Annotated in this window: 17 protein-coding genes; 7 read left to right on the forward strand and 10 right to left on the reverse strand. The window is 69.1% G+C overall.

Translation table 11 applies throughout. The features are described from left to right. The first annotated feature begins 128 nt into the window (after positions 1–128). Positions 129–689, forward strand: a complete 561-nt coding sequence (locus AC16DP_RS47840; protein ID WP_329735217.1) for an NUDIX hydrolase — start codon at positions 129–131, stop codon at positions 687–689. Positions 690–780: 91 nt separating this feature from the next. Beyond that, the gene (eutB, locus tag AC16DP_RS47845) at positions 781–3,102 is read left to right on the forward strand and encodes an ethanolamine ammonia-lyase subunit EutB (protein ID WP_329735218.1); all 2,322 of its coding nucleotides are present in this window, start codon (positions 781–783) and stop codon (positions 3,100–3,102) included. Positions 3,103–3,124: 22 nt separating this feature from the next. Here the strand turns inward: eutB and AC16DP_RS47850 are convergent, their stop codons facing one another. Next, positions 3,125–4,105, reverse strand: a complete 981-nt coding sequence (locus AC16DP_RS47850) for an alpha/beta hydrolase (protein ID WP_329735219.1) — start codon at positions 4,103–4,105, stop codon at positions 3,125–3,127. Positions 4,106–4,344: 239 nt separating this feature from the next. On the opposite strand from AC16DP_RS47850, the gene AC16DP_RS47855 reads away from it, so the two are divergent. Together AC16DP_RS47855 and AC16DP_RS47860 are read left to right on the forward strand one after the other, a co-directional pair. Beyond that, positions 4,345–5,151 carry a lysophospholipid acyltransferase family protein gene (locus tag AC16DP_RS47855; RefSeq protein ID WP_329735220.1) on the forward strand — a complete coding sequence of 269 codons (807 nt, stop codon included), beginning with the start codon at positions 4,345–4,347 and terminating at the stop codon, positions 5,149–5,151. Further along, positions 5,148–6,125 (forward strand): SDR family oxidoreductase, encoded by a 978-nt coding sequence (locus AC16DP_RS47860; protein ID WP_329735221.1) that lies wholly within the window; start codon positions 5,148–5,150, stop codon positions 6,123–6,125. Before AC16DP_RS47855 ends, AC16DP_RS47860 begins: the two co-directional genes overlap by 4 nt. Positions 6,126–6,233: 108 nt before the next feature. On the opposite strand, the gene AC16DP_RS47865 is transcribed toward AC16DP_RS47860, so the two are convergent. Next, positions 6,234–6,860 carry a DUF4276 family protein gene (locus tag AC16DP_RS47865; protein ID WP_329735222.1) on the reverse strand — a complete coding sequence of 209 codons (627 nt, stop codon included), beginning with the start codon at positions 6,858–6,860 and terminating at the stop codon, positions 6,234–6,236. After that, the gene (locus AC16DP_RS47870) at positions 6,857–8,032 is read right to left on the reverse strand and encodes an AAA family ATPase (protein WP_329735223.1); all 1,176 of its coding nucleotides are present in this window, start codon (positions 8,030–8,032) and stop codon (positions 6,857–6,859) included. Before AC16DP_RS47870 ends, AC16DP_RS47865 begins: the two co-directional genes overlap by 4 nt. A gap of 204 nt (positions 8,033–8,236) precedes the next feature. Here AC16DP_RS47870 and AC16DP_RS47875 point away from each other — a divergent pair, with 204 nt between their 5' ends. Beyond that, the gene (locus AC16DP_RS47875; RefSeq protein WP_329735224.1) at positions 8,237–10,528 is read left to right on the forward strand and encodes a DUF4139 domain-containing protein; all 2,292 of its coding nucleotides are present in this window, start codon (positions 8,237–8,239) and stop codon (positions 10,526–10,528) included. Then, complete coding sequence (locus AC16DP_RS47880; protein ID WP_329735225.1) at positions 10,528–12,084, forward strand: DUF4139 domain-containing protein; 1,557 nt, start codon at positions 10,528–10,530, stop codon at positions 12,082–12,084. Before AC16DP_RS47875 ends, AC16DP_RS47880 begins: the two co-directional genes overlap by 1 nt. On the opposite strand, the gene AC16DP_RS47885 is transcribed toward AC16DP_RS47880, so the two are convergent. Next, positions 12,081–13,025 carry an alpha/beta hydrolase gene (locus AC16DP_RS47885; protein WP_329735226.1) on the reverse strand — a complete coding sequence of 315 codons (945 nt, stop codon included), beginning with the start codon at positions 13,023–13,025 and terminating at the stop codon, positions 12,081–12,083. The genes AC16DP_RS47880 and AC16DP_RS47885 overlap by 4 nt on opposite strands. A gap of 18 nt (positions 13,026–13,043) precedes the next feature. Beyond that, a complete protein-coding gene (locus AC16DP_RS47890; RefSeq protein ID WP_329735227.1) occupies positions 13,044–13,259 on the reverse strand; it encodes a hypothetical protein in 216 nt (71 codons plus the stop codon). Positions 13,260–13,308: 49 nt separating this feature from the next. Here AC16DP_RS47890 and AC16DP_RS47895 point away from each other — a divergent pair, with 49 nt between their 5' ends. Continuing rightward, positions 13,309–13,524 (forward strand): RICIN domain-containing protein, encoded by a 216-nt coding sequence (locus AC16DP_RS47895; protein ID WP_329735228.1) that lies wholly within the window; start codon positions 13,309–13,311, stop codon positions 13,522–13,524. Here AC16DP_RS47895 and AC16DP_RS47900 read toward each other — a convergent pair. Genes AC16DP_RS47900 through AC16DP_RS47920 form a run of 5 tightly spaced genes read right to left on the reverse strand, consistent with a single transcriptional unit; the run spans position 13,521 to position 15,416 of the window. Then, on the reverse strand, positions 13,521–13,823 hold the full coding sequence (locus AC16DP_RS47900) for a gas vesicle protein (protein WP_329735229.1): 303 nt from the start codon (positions 13,821–13,823) through the stop codon (positions 13,521–13,523). The genes AC16DP_RS47895 and AC16DP_RS47900 overlap by 4 nt on opposite strands. Before the next feature lie 9 nt (positions 13,824–13,832). Next, positions 13,833–14,153 carry a gas vesicle protein K gene (locus tag AC16DP_RS47905; protein WP_329735230.1) on the reverse strand — a complete coding sequence of 107 codons (321 nt, stop codon included), beginning with the start codon at positions 14,151–14,153 and terminating at the stop codon, positions 13,833–13,835. Beyond that, the gene (locus AC16DP_RS47910; RefSeq protein WP_329735231.1) at positions 14,150–14,377 is read right to left on the reverse strand and encodes a gas vesicle protein; all 228 of its coding nucleotides are present in this window, start codon (positions 14,375–14,377) and stop codon (positions 14,150–14,152) included. Before AC16DP_RS47910 ends, AC16DP_RS47905 begins: the two co-directional genes overlap by 4 nt. Then, entirely contained in the window at positions 14,374–14,646 is a 273-nt protein-coding gene (locus tag AC16DP_RS47915) for a gas vesicle protein GvpG (protein ID WP_329735232.1), read from the reverse strand. The genes AC16DP_RS47910 and AC16DP_RS47915 overlap by 4 nt, the downstream gene beginning before the upstream one ends. A gap of 2 nt (positions 14,647–14,648) precedes the next feature. Beyond that, the gene (locus tag AC16DP_RS47920) at positions 14,649–15,416 is read right to left on the reverse strand and encodes a GvpL/GvpF family gas vesicle protein (RefSeq protein ID WP_329735233.1); all 768 of its coding nucleotides are present in this window, start codon (positions 15,414–15,416) and stop codon (positions 14,649–14,651) included. Positions 15,417–15,438: the final 22 nt, after the last annotated feature.

The raw sequence follows: 15,438 nt of genomic DNA on the forward strand, positions 1-15,438 counted from the left end.
CACCCCCTCTACCTACTTCATCAGTAACTCCTGCGCCCGAACCTCAGGAGTCGGGCCGCGCTGCTCCTACCCATTTCTGGATCACCCGCCTTGCCCATCCCCGGGATTTATCGATAGCTCTTGAGCCGATGAGCTCCATCAAACCGTGGCCCCGCCTGCGCCGGGGCCTGGAGTACGACTACCGCGTCCTCAAGGTGCGCCAGGACATGGTGGCCGACCCTCGCACCGGCCACGAGCATCCCCGCGTCGTCATCGACAGCGCCGACTGGGTGAACGTCATCGCGGTGACGAAGGACGACCAGCTCGTGCTCATCCGCCAGTTCCGCTTCGGCACCCAGGAGACGACGCTGGAGATTCCCGGCGGCCTGGTGGAGCCCGGAGAGGACCCCGGGGCGGCCGCCGCGCGCGAGCTGGAGGAGGAGACGGGGTACGTGCCGGGCCGCGTGGTGAGGCTCGGCCAGGTGCACCCCAACCCCGCCATCCAGAACAACGTGTGCCACAGCTTCCTGGCGCTCGACTGCGTGAAGCAGCACGAGGGCAAGCAGGACGCGGGCGAGGACATCGCCGTGGAGCTGCACCCCCGCTCGGCGGTGCCCCAGCTCATCCTGGGTGGGGCCATCACCCACTCGCTGGTGGTGGTGGCCTTCTACCTGGAGCAGTTGCGCGCCCAGGCCGGGGAAAACCGCTGAAATTCGACGGGGGGTCCTCCGCGTTGGACGGGGCCCCCCGTGACACCCGGCCGGGGCGGCACTAGCCTCTTCCCCCCGAGGTGAGCTCACCATGGCGGAAAGCCTGACGCAGCCCCGCGAGGAGCACTCCGAGCCGCTCCCCGCTGCCCCGATCCCCGGCGCCAACCCGGAGGCCGCCCGTTCCCACGAGAGCGCCCCGGCCCGCGTCTCCATCCCCAGCCTGCTCCCCGGCGAGGACGTGTTCGCCTACGTGCGGCGCGTCCGCGGTGCCTTCGAGCCCCGGCTGTACCAGCAGGTGGTGGGCGCGGCGAACGAGCTCAAGGAGGGGGACGCGGCCATCGGCGTCGCCGCGGCCGACGAGGCGTCCCGCCGCAACGCCCGGGAGTTGCTCGCGCGCACGCGCATCGGCGACCTGGACGCGTACCCGCTCATCGAGGAGCGGCTGTACTCGTACATGCAGGGAGCGCTCGACACGGAGGCCCAGGCGCGCACCGCGAGCTGGACGCTCGGCGAGCTCAAGGCCTTCCTGCTGTCCGCGAGCGAGGCGGACATCCACGAGTTCAAGGGCGGGCTGAGCAGCGACGTCATCGGCTGCGTGGTGAAGCTGATGAGCAACGAGGAGCTCGCCGCCGTGGGCCGCAAGGTCTTCAACCCGCTCCCCGGTAGCAAGGTGGGCGCGAAGGGGTACCTGGGCGCGCGCATCCAGCCCAACTCGCCCACGGACCATCCGGACGACATCCGCTGGCAGGTCTTCAACGGCTGGAGCTTCGCCCTGGGCGACGTGGTGCTCGGCACCAACCCGGTGTCCTCGGCGCCCGAGTCCGTGGCCGCCGTGGAGTCCGCCCTGCACGACATCCTGGTGACGTTCGGGCTGAAGGACGTGATGCCGCACTGCGTGCTCGCGCACGTGGACGTGCAGGCGGTGGTGGAGGCCATGCAGCCGGGCACCACGGGCATCTGGTTCCAGAGCCTGGGCAGCACCGAGGCCGCCAACCGCACCTTCGACGTCACCCTGGAGAAGATGGAGACGCACGCCGCGGCGCGCACCGGGCGCTGGGGCATGTACTTCGAGACGGGCCAGGGCGCCGACGCCACCAACGGCCACGCCGCCGGGGTGGACATGGTGGTGCACGAGTCGCGCAAGTACGGCTTCTCGCGCGCCCTCACCCAGCGCATCGCCGCCGCGCAGGCCCGCGCCGGCCGCGAGCCCGCTCCGCACGTCATCGTCAACGACGTGGCCGGCTTCATCGGCCCCGAGGTGTTCCGCACCCGAGAGCAGCTCGTGCGCTGCTGCCTCGAGGACATCGTCATGGGCAAGCTGCACGGCCTGACGATCGGCCTGGACGTCTGCTCCACCCTGCACATGGACGTGTCGCTGGATGACCTGGGCTGGTGCCTGGAGCAGCTCATGCCGGCCAACCCCGGCTACCTCATGGCGCTTCCCACCCGGAATGATCCGATGCTCAGCTACCTGACCACGGGCTTCCAGGATCACGTCCGCCTGCGCGAGCAGTCCGGCTACAAGGTGGATGACCGGATGTGGGCCTTCTTCCAGCGGCTCGGCGTCATCGACGCGGAGGGCCGCCCCACCGGGCACTTCGGGGACCCGGCCTGGGTGTACCTCCAGTACCGCCGCCACAAGGGCGACACGCGCCCGGACGCGGACGTGCTCGCCGAGGCCGCGCGGCAGATGGCCGAGGTGCGCGCCCGTGGCGTGCCGCTCGCCGTGGGCCATGGCGAGCACCCGTGGGACCTGGAGCCCTCGCTGGACGCCGAGCTGCGCCGCCTCTACGACGACGCGAAGGTCGGCCTCTGGTCCGACCTCACCCCGGACTTCATCGCGTCGCTTCCCGACGCCGTGCCCCTGCGCACCCGCGCCACCGCCCGGCGCGACTACATCCTCCACCCGCCCTCCGGCGAGCAGCTCGAGCCCGCCTCCGAGCGCGTGCTGGAGTCCCTGCGCTCGCGCCACGCGGGCCGGTATGACGTGCAGCTCGTCATCTCGGACGGACTGGACGCGCGCTCGCTCATGGACGAGGGCCACCTGCGGCCCTTCCTCACCGCGCTGCGCTCCCGGCTCGAGGCCGCCGGACACCGGGTGGCGCCCGAGCACCTCGTGCTGTCCCTGGGGCGCGTGCGGGCCGGCTACCGCGCGGGGGAGCTCCTCTTCGGGGACGCGGCGGCGGGTGGGCCTCGCGCGCTCATCCACGTCGTGGGCGAGCGCCCCGGCTCCGGGCACCACAGCTTCTCCGCCTACGTCACCGCGCCACGGGCCCGCGTGTGGGCCCGGCCGGGCACGGTGGACCACAACATCACCCGCGTGGTGGCCGGCATCTCCGACACCAGCCTGCGTCCCGAGGCCGCCGCGGCGGAGGTCGCGCGCCTCCTGGGCGAGCTCACCTCCGCCTCCTGAGCCTCAGCGCGCGTCCCGAGCCTCAGCGCACCACGAGGCGCAGCCACAGGTCGATCGCCGACCAGCCGCGCTCCTTGCCGTAGTGGCCGTTGAAGACGTGCCCGGTGTTGACGAGCGTGTCCACCCACACCGAGCGGGCGCGCGGGTACATCTTCGCCTCGGCCTGGGCGTAGGAGGCCGACGCCACCAGATCCCTGTCCCCCAGCTGCACCATCACCGGCACCCGGATGTCCGCGGCCGGAATGGACTCCGGCGAGCCCAGCATGCTCAGCAGGCCCAGGTACTGGCCGCGCGTCACCGTGTCCGCCGTCTCGTTGTCGTAGGCCACCAGCTCCGGATTGGAGTACTCCGGGGCGTAGAAGAGCGCGCCGCGCAACTCCCCGGGGATGCGGATGTAGGGGCCCTGCTCGAGAAAACCCAGGAGCACGCTCGGATCCACCGGCACCGCGTGCGCGGTGTTCAGCCAGCCCGTGTTCACCACCGCCTGCGCGTCGCCATACTGCGCCTGCGCGAAGGTGGAGATGAGCGCCCCGTTGGAGTGCCCCACGTAGATGAGCGTCTCGAAGGTGTTCTTCTCCGCCGTGGCCCGGAGGTACCGCGCCACCTGGTGCAGGGCGCTCGCCGACTCCGCCAGGTCCAGTACGTCCCCGTCCAGCCGGTCGCTCTCGCCCGTGCCCGGCAGGTCCAACGCGAGCACCGCGTAGTGCCGCCGCGCCATGTACCGCGCATACGAGTACTCCTGGCCGTCCACCTCCGGCAGGTCCCAGTACCCATGGTTGTAGGTGATGCCATGGGTGAGGATCTGCACCGGGCGGTTCTTCAAGCTGCCCTGGTAGTAGAGGTAGCCCACCACCGTGTACCGCTGGCCGTCGGCGAGCCGCACCGGGAACTCCCGCCGCTCCACCTTCACATCCCGGGCCCCATGGGCCTCGGCCATCGCCGGAAGGGCCAGCGCCAGCAACAGCACCATCCAGGCGCTCATCGAACGGATCGTCTTCTTCATGTCCACCCTCCCTGCTCGCGGCTCTTCCGGAAAACTCTGCTTCCTTCAAATAACGGGAGGGCCTGATATTCCTGACCTTCTGGTAGTTCCAATGAAATTAACTTTTCAACGAAAACACAAGGTAAGGGTAGGTGGGTCGCGGAGACGGACCCGGAGTGCGAGGACGGCGCGACACATCCCCCCGGGAGCGGGGCGGATCTGACACGATGGCGGGCCGTGTCCCGGGAGGGGGAGAAGGCGTGAAGCGAGCGGAATCGGTGAAGGAGCGGCTGGAGCGGCTGGAGCTGCCATTCAACGCGTACGGGGTGGACCCGTACGGGGTGTCCAAGTGGCACCTGCGCGTCATCTTCGAGACGATGAGCTTCTTCTACCGGAGCTACTTCCGGGTGCGCTGCCACGGCATCGAGCACATTCCGGCGCGCGGGAGGGCCATGGTGGTGGGCAACCACTCGGGAGGCGTGGCGGTGGACGGGGCGATGGTCGTCACCTCGTGCTTCCTGGAGATGGAGCCGCCGCGGCTGGCGCAGGGCATGGCGGAGAAGTTCATCAACGCCACGCCGGTGGCCTCCACGTGGGCCAGCCGCTGCGGCCAGTTCCCCGGCCTGCCCGAGCACGCCGTGCGCCTGCTGGAGGAGGATCGGCTGTTGATGATCTTCCCCGAGGGCGCGCGCGGCACCGCGAAGCTCTACCCGCAGCGCTATGACCTGGTGGACTTCGGCACGGGCTTCATGCGCCTGGCGCTCAAGACGCGCACGCCCATCATCCCCTTCGGCTTCCTGGGAGGCGGAGCGGCCATCCCCACGGTGGCCAACCTGTACGGACTGGGCAAGGTGCTCGGAATGCCCTACGTGCCCGTCACCCCGTACGTGCTGCCGCTGCCGCTTCCGGTGCCGCTGGAGATCCACTATGGCGAGCCCATGGTGTTCGAGGGCACGGGCAACGAGGAGGACACGGTCATCCAGGGGTATGTGGAGCAGGTGAAGGAACGCATCGCGGGCATCGTCGAGCGGCGCCGTCACGAGCGCTGGAAGGGCGTGGAGTCATGAGGGTCCTCATCCTGGGAATTGGCGGAGCGGTGGCCCGGCGCGTGGCGCTGCAGCTGCGGGAGCAGGGACACACGGTGTTCGGCATCGACACGCGGCCGTGGGAGGACGCGCCGGCGGACATCGAGGTGCACGACGTGGACCTGCGCAAGCGGCCGGCGGAGGACGTGTTCCGGACGCGGCGGCCCGAGGCGGTGGTGCACATGGCCACGGTGACGTCGCTGCGCGTGCAGGGCGAGGAGCGCCACCGCATCAACCTGGGCGGCACGCGGGTGGTGTTCGAGCACTGCCGGGAGTACGGGGTGAAGCACGCCGTCTTCGTGGGGCGGCACACCTTCTACGGAGCGGCACCGGACTCGGCGCTGTACCACACGGAGGACGAGCCGCCGAAGGAGCTGGCCTCCTTCCCGGAGCTGGCGGACCTGGTGGCGGCGGACCTGTACGCCTCGACGGCGCTGTGGCGCTACCCGGAGCTGACCACGTCGGTGCTGCGCGTGTGCTACTCGCTGGGGCCGTCGGCGCAGGGCACGCTGGCCACCTTCCTGCGCGGCCGGCGGGTGCCCATGGTGGCGGGGTATGATCCGCTCTTCCAATTCCTGCACGAGGACGACGTGGCGTCGGCCATCGCGCTCACGGTGGAGAAGCGGGCGCGGGGTGTGTTCAACGTGGCGGGCCCGCAGCCACTGCCGCTGTCCGTCATCATCCGGCAGGCCCAGCGCCAGCCCGTGCCGCTGCCGATGGTGGTGCTGCGTCAGCTCATCGGCCGCTTCGGGCTGCCGCAGCTGCCGCCCGGGGCGCTCTACCACCTGCAGTACCCCATCGTGGTGGACGCGCGGGCCTTCAAGGAGGCCACCGGCTTCACCTGGCGCTTCGACGAGGTGCGGACCATCGAGTCCTTCCTCGCGGCCCACCCGCCCCCACGTCCGCGCCGGGAGGAGCTCTTCGACCGGCTCGAAGCGCTCGGGGTGCTGAAGTAGCGATGGCACGGCGTGCCATCAACTCGCCAGGCACGCCTCCTCGTACTCCCAGCGCTCGGAGACAGTTCCCGTCTCGAGCAGGCGCCTCACTGAATCACCATGCGCCCATCACGTCATGGCGGCCTGTGCCAGCATCAACATGTCTTGTAACAACCGGCGCAGGTACGGGCACTTCGTTTGCGCCACATCGGGCGACAGCTCCGCGAAGAGATTCGCCCCATCAATGACCTTCTTGTAGGACTTGCCCAGCTTCTCCTTGTACAGGCGCTCCAAGAGCTTCGCAGGCGGTTCGTTGAAATTCACCGACTCCGGTTGGTTGCACTTCCCCGGCAAAGCCTTGCTCACAGCACCTGGCAGGATCCTCGGCTCCGCCAATAACCATGCCTCCGTTTCATGAACAGCGAAGTGCTGTCGGAACCGGGGATGGTCCACCTGCTTTTCGAGCCAGGACTTCGCCCACTCATACCGCGCCACCGCATTTGTCTTGTCGTCCGGGTAGAACGTCGGCCCGTAGAGATCGAGCAGTCCGATTCCCGCGATGACGTCGCCCCCCAACTTACCGCCCAGGTTGAGCGCGACCTTCTTGGCAATGTCGTCACGGTAATGGCTCCAGCCTTCGAAGCGGACGACCTTGATCCCTACCTTGCGAGGGAGCTGCGCATCCAACCATCGCTTCAAAAATTCAGGGAGGGCCTTTCGCTCGGTGTAGCCTTCCACGAAGAGGACGAACTTCATGCCAGGCCCTCGAGCTCACCCGACCGCATGAGCGCGCCCAGACGGTACTGCTCCGTCCACCGGCGCAACTCCTCTCCGTCGAGCACGGAGAGGCGGGTCTCTCCCTCAGAGACGTTCACGACAGTCGTGGTGGGCAGCTCAACCTCGGAGAAGGCATCGAGCAGATCGGCCGAGTGTGTCGAGAGAATCACCTGCGTCCGCTGCGAGGCCTCCGCGGCGAGTTCGGCAACAATAGGCAACATGCTCGGGTGCAACCCGGTCTCGGGTTCGTCCACCGCGATCAGGCTTCCCGGATTCGGGCTGCTGAAAATAGCGACGAGCAGGAGGAAACGAAGCGTCCCATCAGACAGATTCGCCGCGGATTGTTCCGTCTTGAGCGACCGCCAACGCAGCCGGAGTTGGACGCGCTGATCCGCCGCTGGAGGAAAGACCAATTCCTCGTAGTCGCTCCCGAAAGCAGCACGCATCGCCGCATCCAGCGAGCGCTTGAACTCCCGATTTCCGGTGTAGAGCGTATGGAGTACGGGGATGAGATTCTGCCCATCGGGAGCGATTCGCTCATCCACTCGGGCTACGGCCGCCTGACGGAGTGGAGCCTGCTGGTCGACTCGGAGGTCGTGGTAGATGGACCAGCCCAGCAAAATGTCCCGGAAAAAGACGACCAGGGGGGAATCGAAAGGGAGGCTGAAACTCGAAAGAAGCGTCTGCTCCTCTTTGAGGGTTCCCGGCTGTGCCGTACGCAGCTGCCCTACCGAATCGATAGTGGACGCATGGCTGGAGTCACGCTCCAGAAGAACGTCAAGGCCCCGCAGTCTCTCGAGCCCAATCCGGTAGGAACTCGTCTCCCCAAGACGGCTGAGTCGAAGCTCATAGTTCAACGGGATGGGGGCCCCCAGAACCTGTTGCATCATGCGGTTGAGGTCGGGCTCCACCACGACGCCCCAGGAGATTGCTCGCGCATCTCCATCCCATAAAAGGGGAGTAACTCCTCCCTGGCGGAGGATCTCTTGCGGCAGATCACCCCTGGCAGCGTTCTGGAGCAGGGAAAGAGCGCGCAACAGATTGGATTTCCCTGAACCATTGGGGCCGATGAGGACATTGAGCCGGCCCGGTTCCCACGTCACATCCTTCAGGGACCTGAAGCCCTTCACCTGCAACATTTTGATGCCCACGAGACCCCTCACCAGGCGCTAGGTGTGCCCCACATGCCCACCCCGGTATCAACCTAGGGAGGTGGCACCAGTGCGTCAACAACGCGGTGCATGAGACGCACGGACAGCAACACGGTCCCGTACTCCGTCCCCACCTCGCCAGGGCTCGCGCTCCCCCCTCATCCCGGCTAGCCTCCGCGTGCAATCTCGACTGAGGGGGCTTCGATGGTCGTCGTACCGTCCACGCTGGATGCCGTCACCGTGCATGCCGAGGGCGCGCTCTGCACGCGCCTGGCCGCGGTGCCGTCCGACAACGGCCGGCTTCCCACACAGGTGCGCATCGAAGGTCTGCCGCTTGGACTGCGCACCGGCTCGCTCCGGGCCGCCGTGCTGAAGGGTCCTCAGGGCCTCCGCGTGCGGGACATCCGCCCCGTCTACGACGTCCGGCTGCCCCCGGAGACGGACCTCCCCGCCGAACAACGCGCCCTGGAGGAGGCCAAGGAGCAGCTCAACACCCTCTCCTCCGAGCTGGTGCGGTTGCGGCAGGAGGTCTCGACCCTCCAGAAGCTCAAGCCCTCCTTCCCGCCCCGGAAGAAGGACGAGCCGCACGAGCCGCGTGAGTCCGCCCTCACCGCCATCCTCTCGCTCGCGGGCTTCCTCGATTCCGAGCTCGCCGCGCTGCACACCCGGCAGCTCGAGCTGGAGCGCCAGCAGCGCGATGCGACCGAGGAAGTGGAGCTGCGTCAGCGGAGGCTGGAGGAGGGCTCATCCGCGGTGCGTGGCCAGCGTGCCCAACTCTACCGGGCCGCCATCATCACCCTCTCCGAGACGGACCCGGCGGACGAGGCCGCGCAGCTCGCGCTCGAGTACGCGGTGTACGGTGCCCGCTGGGTGCCGGGCTACGACCTGCGGATGCCTCGGACGCTCGACGGAGGCACGCTGCGCATGCGCGCCTCCATCATCCAGCGCACCGGTGAGGACTGGAGCAACGTGCGGCTGGCCCTCTCCACCGCGAACCTGGAGCGGCGCGCCGATGTGCCGGAGCTGAAGGCCCTGCGCATCGGCAGGCGCCAGCCACCTCCGGCCCGCTCGGGCTGGCGTGAACCGCCCCCGGGGCTCGACGAGCTGTTCGCCGGCTACGACACCGCCCTGCCCCAGAAACCCTCGCGTCCCGAGCCCAGGCTGGAGCGCAGGTCGCGCGAGCACGTCATGGCCGCCCCCGCCGAGGAGCCCATGGCACAAGGCGCGCTGCTGATGGAGGGAGCCGCGGCGGCGCCACCCATGCCGATGCGCGCGTCCCAGTCCATGCCTTCCGTGTCCGCGCCCATGAAGGCGGCCCCCATGCTCGCGGAAGAGCCCCCCACCGGCTCCTCCTTCCGCGCGGGAGGCCCCCCTCCCCCGCCCCGTCCGTCGGCCCCCGGAGCCGCACTCGCGGCTCCCAAGATGAAGAGCGCGAACCTCATGAAGCGCCGTGTGGTCGCCGACGAAGTGGAGATGATGAAGGAGGAGGCGCCGGCCGAGGCGTTCGAGGACTCGGACGGGTACGGTGCGCAGGACCTGGACAGCCTGGGCGGCGGTGGCGGCGGCGGCCTGCCGGAGACCCGCGCCCGGCCCACCGGCCTGGAGCCGGCGGTGGATCTGCTCGACTACGGCAGCCTGGAGCTCGAAGGCGTGGACCAGCCCGGGCAGCGCGGGCGTTTGCAGCCCCTGTCCGAGGACAAGTCCCGGGAGCTGCTGATGCTGCTGGGCGTGCACGTGCGCGTGGACGTCTTCGCGCTCGTGGCCCGGTACGAGCAGACGGCGGCCTCGGTGCAGTACACACCGCTCCCGGCCTGGTCCGTGCCGCCGCGCCAGTCCACGCCGCACTTCGACTACCGCTTCGACGTGGAGACGCGCGTCGACGTACCCTCGGACGGCGTGTGGCACACCGTGCCCGTCTTCTCCGCCCCCGTGGGACTGAGCGCCGAGTACATCTGCGTGCCCTCGATGGAGCCGCGCGCCTTCCGCACCGTGAAGGTGGAGAACCGCACGCCCCACGCGCTGCTCGCCGGCCCGGTGGACATCACCCTCGGCGACGAGTTCCTCATGACGTCTCCCCTGCCCACGCTCGCCCCCGGCGCCACGCAGCGGCTGGGGCTGGGCGTCGAGGAGTCCATCAAGGTGTCGCGCAACACGCGCTTCGACGAGGCCTCTGGCGGCGTGTTCGGCGGCGCCAACGTGCTCACCCACCACGTCTGCGTCGAGCTGGCCAACCGGACCGCGCAGCGTGTCACCGTGGAGGTCCTGGAGCGGGTGCCCGCGGTGCCCTCCGCGGCGGAGAAGGACATCAAGGTGGACGAGGCCGAGGTGAAACCCGCCTGGAGCAAACGCGCACTCCTGCCCGGAGAAACACCCGTGGAGGGCGAGCGGGCGTGGAAGGTGACGCTGCAACCGGGTGAAGCGCAGACGCTGAACGCGACGTGGGCCGTACGGATTCCCTCGAGCAAGATGCTCGTGGGCGGCAACCGGAGGACGTGATGAGCAACCCCATCCATCTCCCCATCGTCAAGGTGACCGTCCTCGAGGATCGCGCGCTGGTGGAGCGCCGCGCGGACGTGGTGCTGCCCGCCGGACCGCAGCGGCTGCGTGTGGAGGGACTCTCTCCGCTCGCGGTGGACCGTTCGCTCCAGGCCCAGCTCACGGGAGGTACCGTGGCGCAGGCGCGCGTGAGCCGCACGTGGAAGGAGAAGCCACGCGGTGAGAGCGCGCGGGCGCAGTGGACGGAGCTGCGCCGCCGCGTGGAGGACCTGGAGGCCGAGTGGAAGCGCGCGCAGGTGGACGTGCAGCGGCTGCGGGCCCGGATGGAAGTGGTGCACGTGGCCCGCGAGGACGTGCTGCGGGCCATCGCCGAGCTGTCGGGCGCCGGCCGGGCGAAGCCGGAGTCCTGGCACGAGCAGCTCGCGACGCTGCGCAAGGAAACGGCCTCGGCCGAGGATGCGCTCCAGAGGGCACACAGCCACGTGGAGGAGACGGGGCGGCGGCTGGTGGAGGCCCGGGCGGCGCTCCTCCAGAGCGAGCAGCCGGAGCAGCAGCTCGTCACCGCGGCGGAGCTGGAGGCGAACCACCCCGCGGGCGGGACGGTGTCCCTGCGCGTGACGTACCTGGTGCCCTGCGCCGTGTGGCGGCCGGCGTACCGCGCCACCCTGGCTCCGGCCGAGGGCGGTGAGGCGGTGACGCTCGAGTGCGAGGCCGTGGTGTGGCAGCGCACGGAGGAGGAGTGGAAGGACGTGGAGCTGCTGTTCTCCACGGCGCGGCCGACCCTGGGCGCCACGCCGCCTCGGCTGGTGGAGGACTGGCTGCGGCTGCGCGACAAGAGCGAGCAGGAGAAGCACACGCTGGAGGTAAGCATCCGCGAGGAGGTCATCCAGACCACCGGCGAGGGGGGCGCCAGCCAGACGGAATCCATGCCGGGCCTGGACGATGGCGGAGAGGCCCTGACGCTCCGGGCGGCCCACCGGGTGACGGTGCCCAGTGACGGAGCGCCGCACCGGGTGCCGCTCTTCCAGTTCAGCGCTCCGGCGGCGTCCGAGCTCATCGGCTACCCGGAGCACTCGCCACTGGTGCACCGGGTGGCGCGCTTCGACAACCGGGGCCCGGCGGTGCTGCTGGCGGGCCCGGTGGACCTGGTGCGCTCGAGTGGCTACGTGGGCCGCTCGCAGCTCAAGTTCACCGGCGTGGGCGAGAAGCTCAAGCTGGGCTTCGGCAGCGAGGACACCCTGCGCATCGCGCGGCTGGTGGACTCGAAGCAGGACACCCAGCGCATCACCGGCAAGCGCACGCGGACGCACCAGGTGAAGCTGTTCCTCTCCAACACCGGCCCCCGCGCCGAGAAGGTGGTGCTCGAGGAGCGCATGCCCGTCTCCGAGGTGGAGGCCGTGGAGGTGAAGCTGCTGCAGGAGCAGACGAAGCCCGCCCCCGCGAAGGTGAGCGAGGACGGCATCGTCCGCTTCGAGCTGGCCGCCCCACCCCGCTCGCAACAGGAGCTGGCCTTCACCTACTCGGTGGCCAGCTCCGCCAAGGTGGCCGGGCTCTAACCCGCGAGGGCCCGCTTCAGGGCGGAGACCTGCCGGGCGATGAACTCCCGCGAGATGGTGGCATCCCCGGCGATGGCCTCGAAGGCGTGGTAGGCACCGGGGACCTCATCCAGCACACAGGGAACGCCACTGGCCTGGAGACGGCGGGCGTACTCGACGTCCTCCTCGTAGAACAGGTCCAGCGTCCCGGTGCCGATCCAGGCGGGCGGCAGTCCCGCCAGGTCCTCCATCCGCGCGGGCACGGCATACTTCGGAGCGCTGGGGCCTCCGGGCTTTTGAGCCAGATAGCTGGTCCACCCGAAGACGTTGCTGTCCGGCGTCCAGATGTGCTTCCCGGTGCCCTTGTGGTCCGCGCGGGTGGTGGTCCGGTCATCCAGCATCGGGTACAGCAGCAACTGGAACACGGGCTTGATCCGCTTCCGGTCGCGGGTGATCTGCGCCAGCGCCGCCGCCAGGCCACCCCCGGCGCTGTCTCCGCCGATGGCGAGCCGGTCCGGATCGATCTTCAACTCACCCGCGTGCGAGTGCATCCACGCGAGCGCCGCGTAACAGTCCTCCAGCGGTGCCGGGAACGGGTGCTCGGGAGCGAGCCGGTAGTCCACGGCGATCACCAGGATGCCGAGCTCCCGGGCGAAACGGCCGCAGACCTCGTCCGACTGCTCGGGCCTGCCGATGACGTACCCACCCCCGTGGATCCACAGGAGGGCCGCGCTGCCCTGAGCACGCTGGGCGGGCTCGTACTTCCGGACGCGGACGCTGGGAGCACCCGCCGGGCCAGGAATCCAGACGTTCTCGACGGTGACGCCCTCCGGGCTGTGCGTCCTGAGAAGGATGAGACGCCGGATGATGGGCAGCAGGAAACGATTGAAAGAAACACCCGGAATCCAGCGGACGGACGACTGCAACTCGGGGTGGATGGGATGGGATGATGGGTTTCGCATGAACGTATGCCCTCGGCGCTACCAGGTGTCGATGAACCGGCGCCGCCCCTCGCGCACCGGCCGTGGGACGGACCGCGGTCCCCGCGGAATCCAGGAGCGCGTCTCCGCGGGGTCGATCACCGCGTCCGGACGGCCGGCATCCGAGGTGGCCGCGAGACGCTCGCGCAGATCCACGAGCTCGAGCCGGACCTCGTCCGTGGATGACTTGCGGCCACCACCGTTCGTATCGCTCATGCGCGCGGGATGATGGCACCGTCCGGGCGCTCGGCAAGTGCATGGATGTGTGGCCTGGGGCTCGCGTGACAACGGCGCGGTCATCCAGCTCGTCTCCTGCAATGGCAACCCCGCCCAGCAGTTCGTGCTGAGCGGCGCGGGGGACCTCGTGAACCCGCAGGCCAACAAGTGCGTGGACATCAAGGACTGGAACCCGGCCAGCGGCGCCCGGCTCCAGCTCTGGGAGTGCGGCGGCACCGCGAACCAGAAGTGGTTCCGCCGCTAACGCGACGGCTCTCCCCCTTCCCGCTTCGCCACCACCGCCTCCAGTTCCGCCACCCGGCGGGCGAGCTCTTCGGCTCCCCCCGCCGGCAGGGCTGGAGGCGGTTTCCAGAAATCCATTCCCATCTCGGTGGCCTTCTCCACCGAGCACACCACCAGCCGCACCTGGATGGTGAGCAGCTCCACGTCGAGCAGCTTGATCTTGATATCGCCCGCGACCACCAATCCCTTGTCGAGGACGCGATCCAACACATCCGCGAGCGTGGCGGTGCAAGGGCCCTGGACGATGCGTTGTGACGTCATGCGTGCTCCTCACAGCAGCCGGCCGAGCGGGCCCAGGTCCAGGTTGAGGTCTTCCTCCGTCAGCCCGAACTCCAGGCGGAGCCGCTCGAGCTCCTCCGCCTGACGCATCAGGGCCGTCCCCAGTCTTTCGATTTCCTCGTCACTCAGCGAGCCACCCTCCATGCGGCGGATGGCCTGCTTCTCGAGCAGCTCGTGCAACAGCCTCACCAGGGTGAGCACCAGTTGCCCGAGCCCGTTCTTCAACTTGCCCTCGTCCAGCGAGAGCCTCCGCGCGGGCGCGGTGCTCTGCTTCCGCAACACCGCCTCGAGCCCGGCTTCCACGGTGCTCATCTCCTGCCTCCGCCCACGAGCCCCGCGCGCCGGGCCGTGTCCGTCGAGCACAGGACGAGTTGCAGGCCCAGGTAGACGAGGTCCACGTCCGCCACCGACAGCACGATGTCTCCGCGCAGCGCCACGCCCTTGTGCAGCACCCGGTCGAGCGCCTCACAGAGCGACAGGGATTCGGACTCGTCGAGCAGTGCCTCGTCTCCGAGCCCCTCCAGTGCCAGCTTCACGCCGCCCTCTCTTCCTCGTCCTCGGCGGCCTCGGCCGCCTCCTGGCTCGCGAGGATGGCCTCGAGCCGATCCAACAGCTCAGCCTCCTGCGCCTCGAACTCCTCCTCCGCGAGCTGCCCGGACTCGAGCTGGAGATACAGCTCCCGCAGCCGCGCCTTGAGCAGCTCCTCTTCCTGCTCCTGCTCCTGGCCCATGGCCTCGTCGACCTTCCGGGCGACCCAGAGCAGGCCATGGAGCGGCGCGAACAAGAGGTCATCAATGAGTAGCATCGTCACTCCTGCGCGGACGTGGCCGGGAGCTTCAGCTCCGTGAAGCTGTGCGGCGCCCACGGCCCGTTGAACTCGAAGGTGAAATGATCATCGAAGCCCTCCGCTGCGGCTTCGACCCGCTTCTCGAAGGCATCCAATTCCTCGCGTGGCACCAGACACGAGAGGTTCATCACCTCGGTCTCCCCACGCACCGGGTTCCACTTCAGCTCGACGCCCCGCTCCCGGAGCACCGCCGACACCCGCTCGGCGTGCGCCTGCCGATCGGCTTCGCGGAGGTTCTCGAACAGCTTGCCCACCTCGATGAGCTCCTCGCGGCCGATGTCGTGGCGGCCCTTCATGCGGTCCCTCGCGGCCCCCAGCTCCGGGTGCGAGGCGACGAAGTAGTCGAAGAGGTTCGGGGTGCTCCAGCGCACCTTGAGCCCCATCTCCACCTTGCCCGCGACGTGGGCGAGCTGCTCCCGGAACAGGTCCTGGTTCTCCAGCAACCGGTTGCGCACGGCCTCGTCACTCCGGGCGACGAGACCGAACGCCGCCGGCAACACGGTCGTGTGCTCCATCAACCGCCGCAGCACCGCTTGATGCGCCAGGAGATGCTTGCGCTCAGGCCGGAGGCGCGCACGGCTCACACGGCCCACCACCGCCGAGATGTCGCCCGCGATGATGCGGTAGACCGCGCCTCCCTCGATACCGTTCAACTCCGTCTCCCCGGCCCCTTCCGGGCCGGCGAGTACGGCATAGAGATACGTGCCTCCTGCCTGAGCGCTCATCATCTCCTGGACTCCTTCACGTGTT

The organism is Archangium sp., from assembly GCF_057119385.1.

Excerpts from the sequence above, each read along its gene's own strand:
- AC16DP_RS47840 (WP_329735217.1), top strand. The coding sequence starts at position 129 with ATGAGCTCCATCAAACCGTGGCCCCGCCTGCGCCGGGGCCTGGAGTAC.
- eutB (WP_329735218.1), top strand. The coding sequence starts at position 781 with ATGGCGGAAAGCCTGACGCAGCCCCGCGAGGAGCACTCCGAGCCGCTC.
- AC16DP_RS47850 (WP_329735219.1), bottom strand. The coding sequence starts at position 4,105 with ATGAAGAAGACGATCCGTTCGATGAGCGCCTGGATGGTGCTGTTGCTG.
- AC16DP_RS47860 (WP_329735221.1), top strand. The coding sequence starts at position 5,148 with ATGAGGGTCCTCATCCTGGGAATTGGCGGAGCGGTGGCCCGGCGCGTG.
- AC16DP_RS47865 (WP_329735222.1), bottom strand. The coding sequence starts at position 6,860 with ATGAAGTTCGTCCTCTTCGTGGAAGGCTACACCGAGCGAAAGGCCCTC.
- AC16DP_RS47875 (WP_329735224.1), top strand. The coding sequence starts at position 8,237 with ATGGTCGTCGTACCGTCCACGCTGGATGCCGTCACCGTGCATGCCGAG.
- AC16DP_RS47880 (WP_329735225.1), top strand. The coding sequence starts at position 10,528 with ATGAGCAACCCCATCCATCTCCCCATCGTCAAGGTGACCGTCCTCGAG.
- AC16DP_RS47885 (WP_329735226.1), bottom strand. The coding sequence starts at position 13,025 with ATGCGAAACCCATCATCCCATCCCATCCACCCCGAGTTGCAGTCGTCC.
- AC16DP_RS47890 (WP_329735227.1), bottom strand. The coding sequence starts at position 13,259 with ATGAGCGATACGAACGGTGGTGGCCGCAAGTCATCCACGGACGAGGTC.
- AC16DP_RS47900 (WP_329735229.1), bottom strand. The coding sequence starts at position 13,823 with ATGACGTCACAACGCATCGTCCAGGGCCCTTGCACCGCCACGCTCGCG.
- AC16DP_RS47905 (WP_329735230.1), bottom strand. The coding sequence starts at position 14,153 with ATGAGCACCGTGGAAGCCGGGCTCGAGGCGGTGTTGCGGAAGCAGAGC.
- AC16DP_RS47915 (WP_329735232.1), bottom strand. The coding sequence starts at position 14,646 with ATGCTACTCATTGATGACCTCTTGTTCGCGCCGCTCCATGGCCTGCTC.
- AC16DP_RS47920 (WP_329735233.1), bottom strand. The coding sequence starts at position 15,416 with ATGATGAGCGCTCAGGCAGGAGGCACGTATCTCTATGCCGTACTCGCC.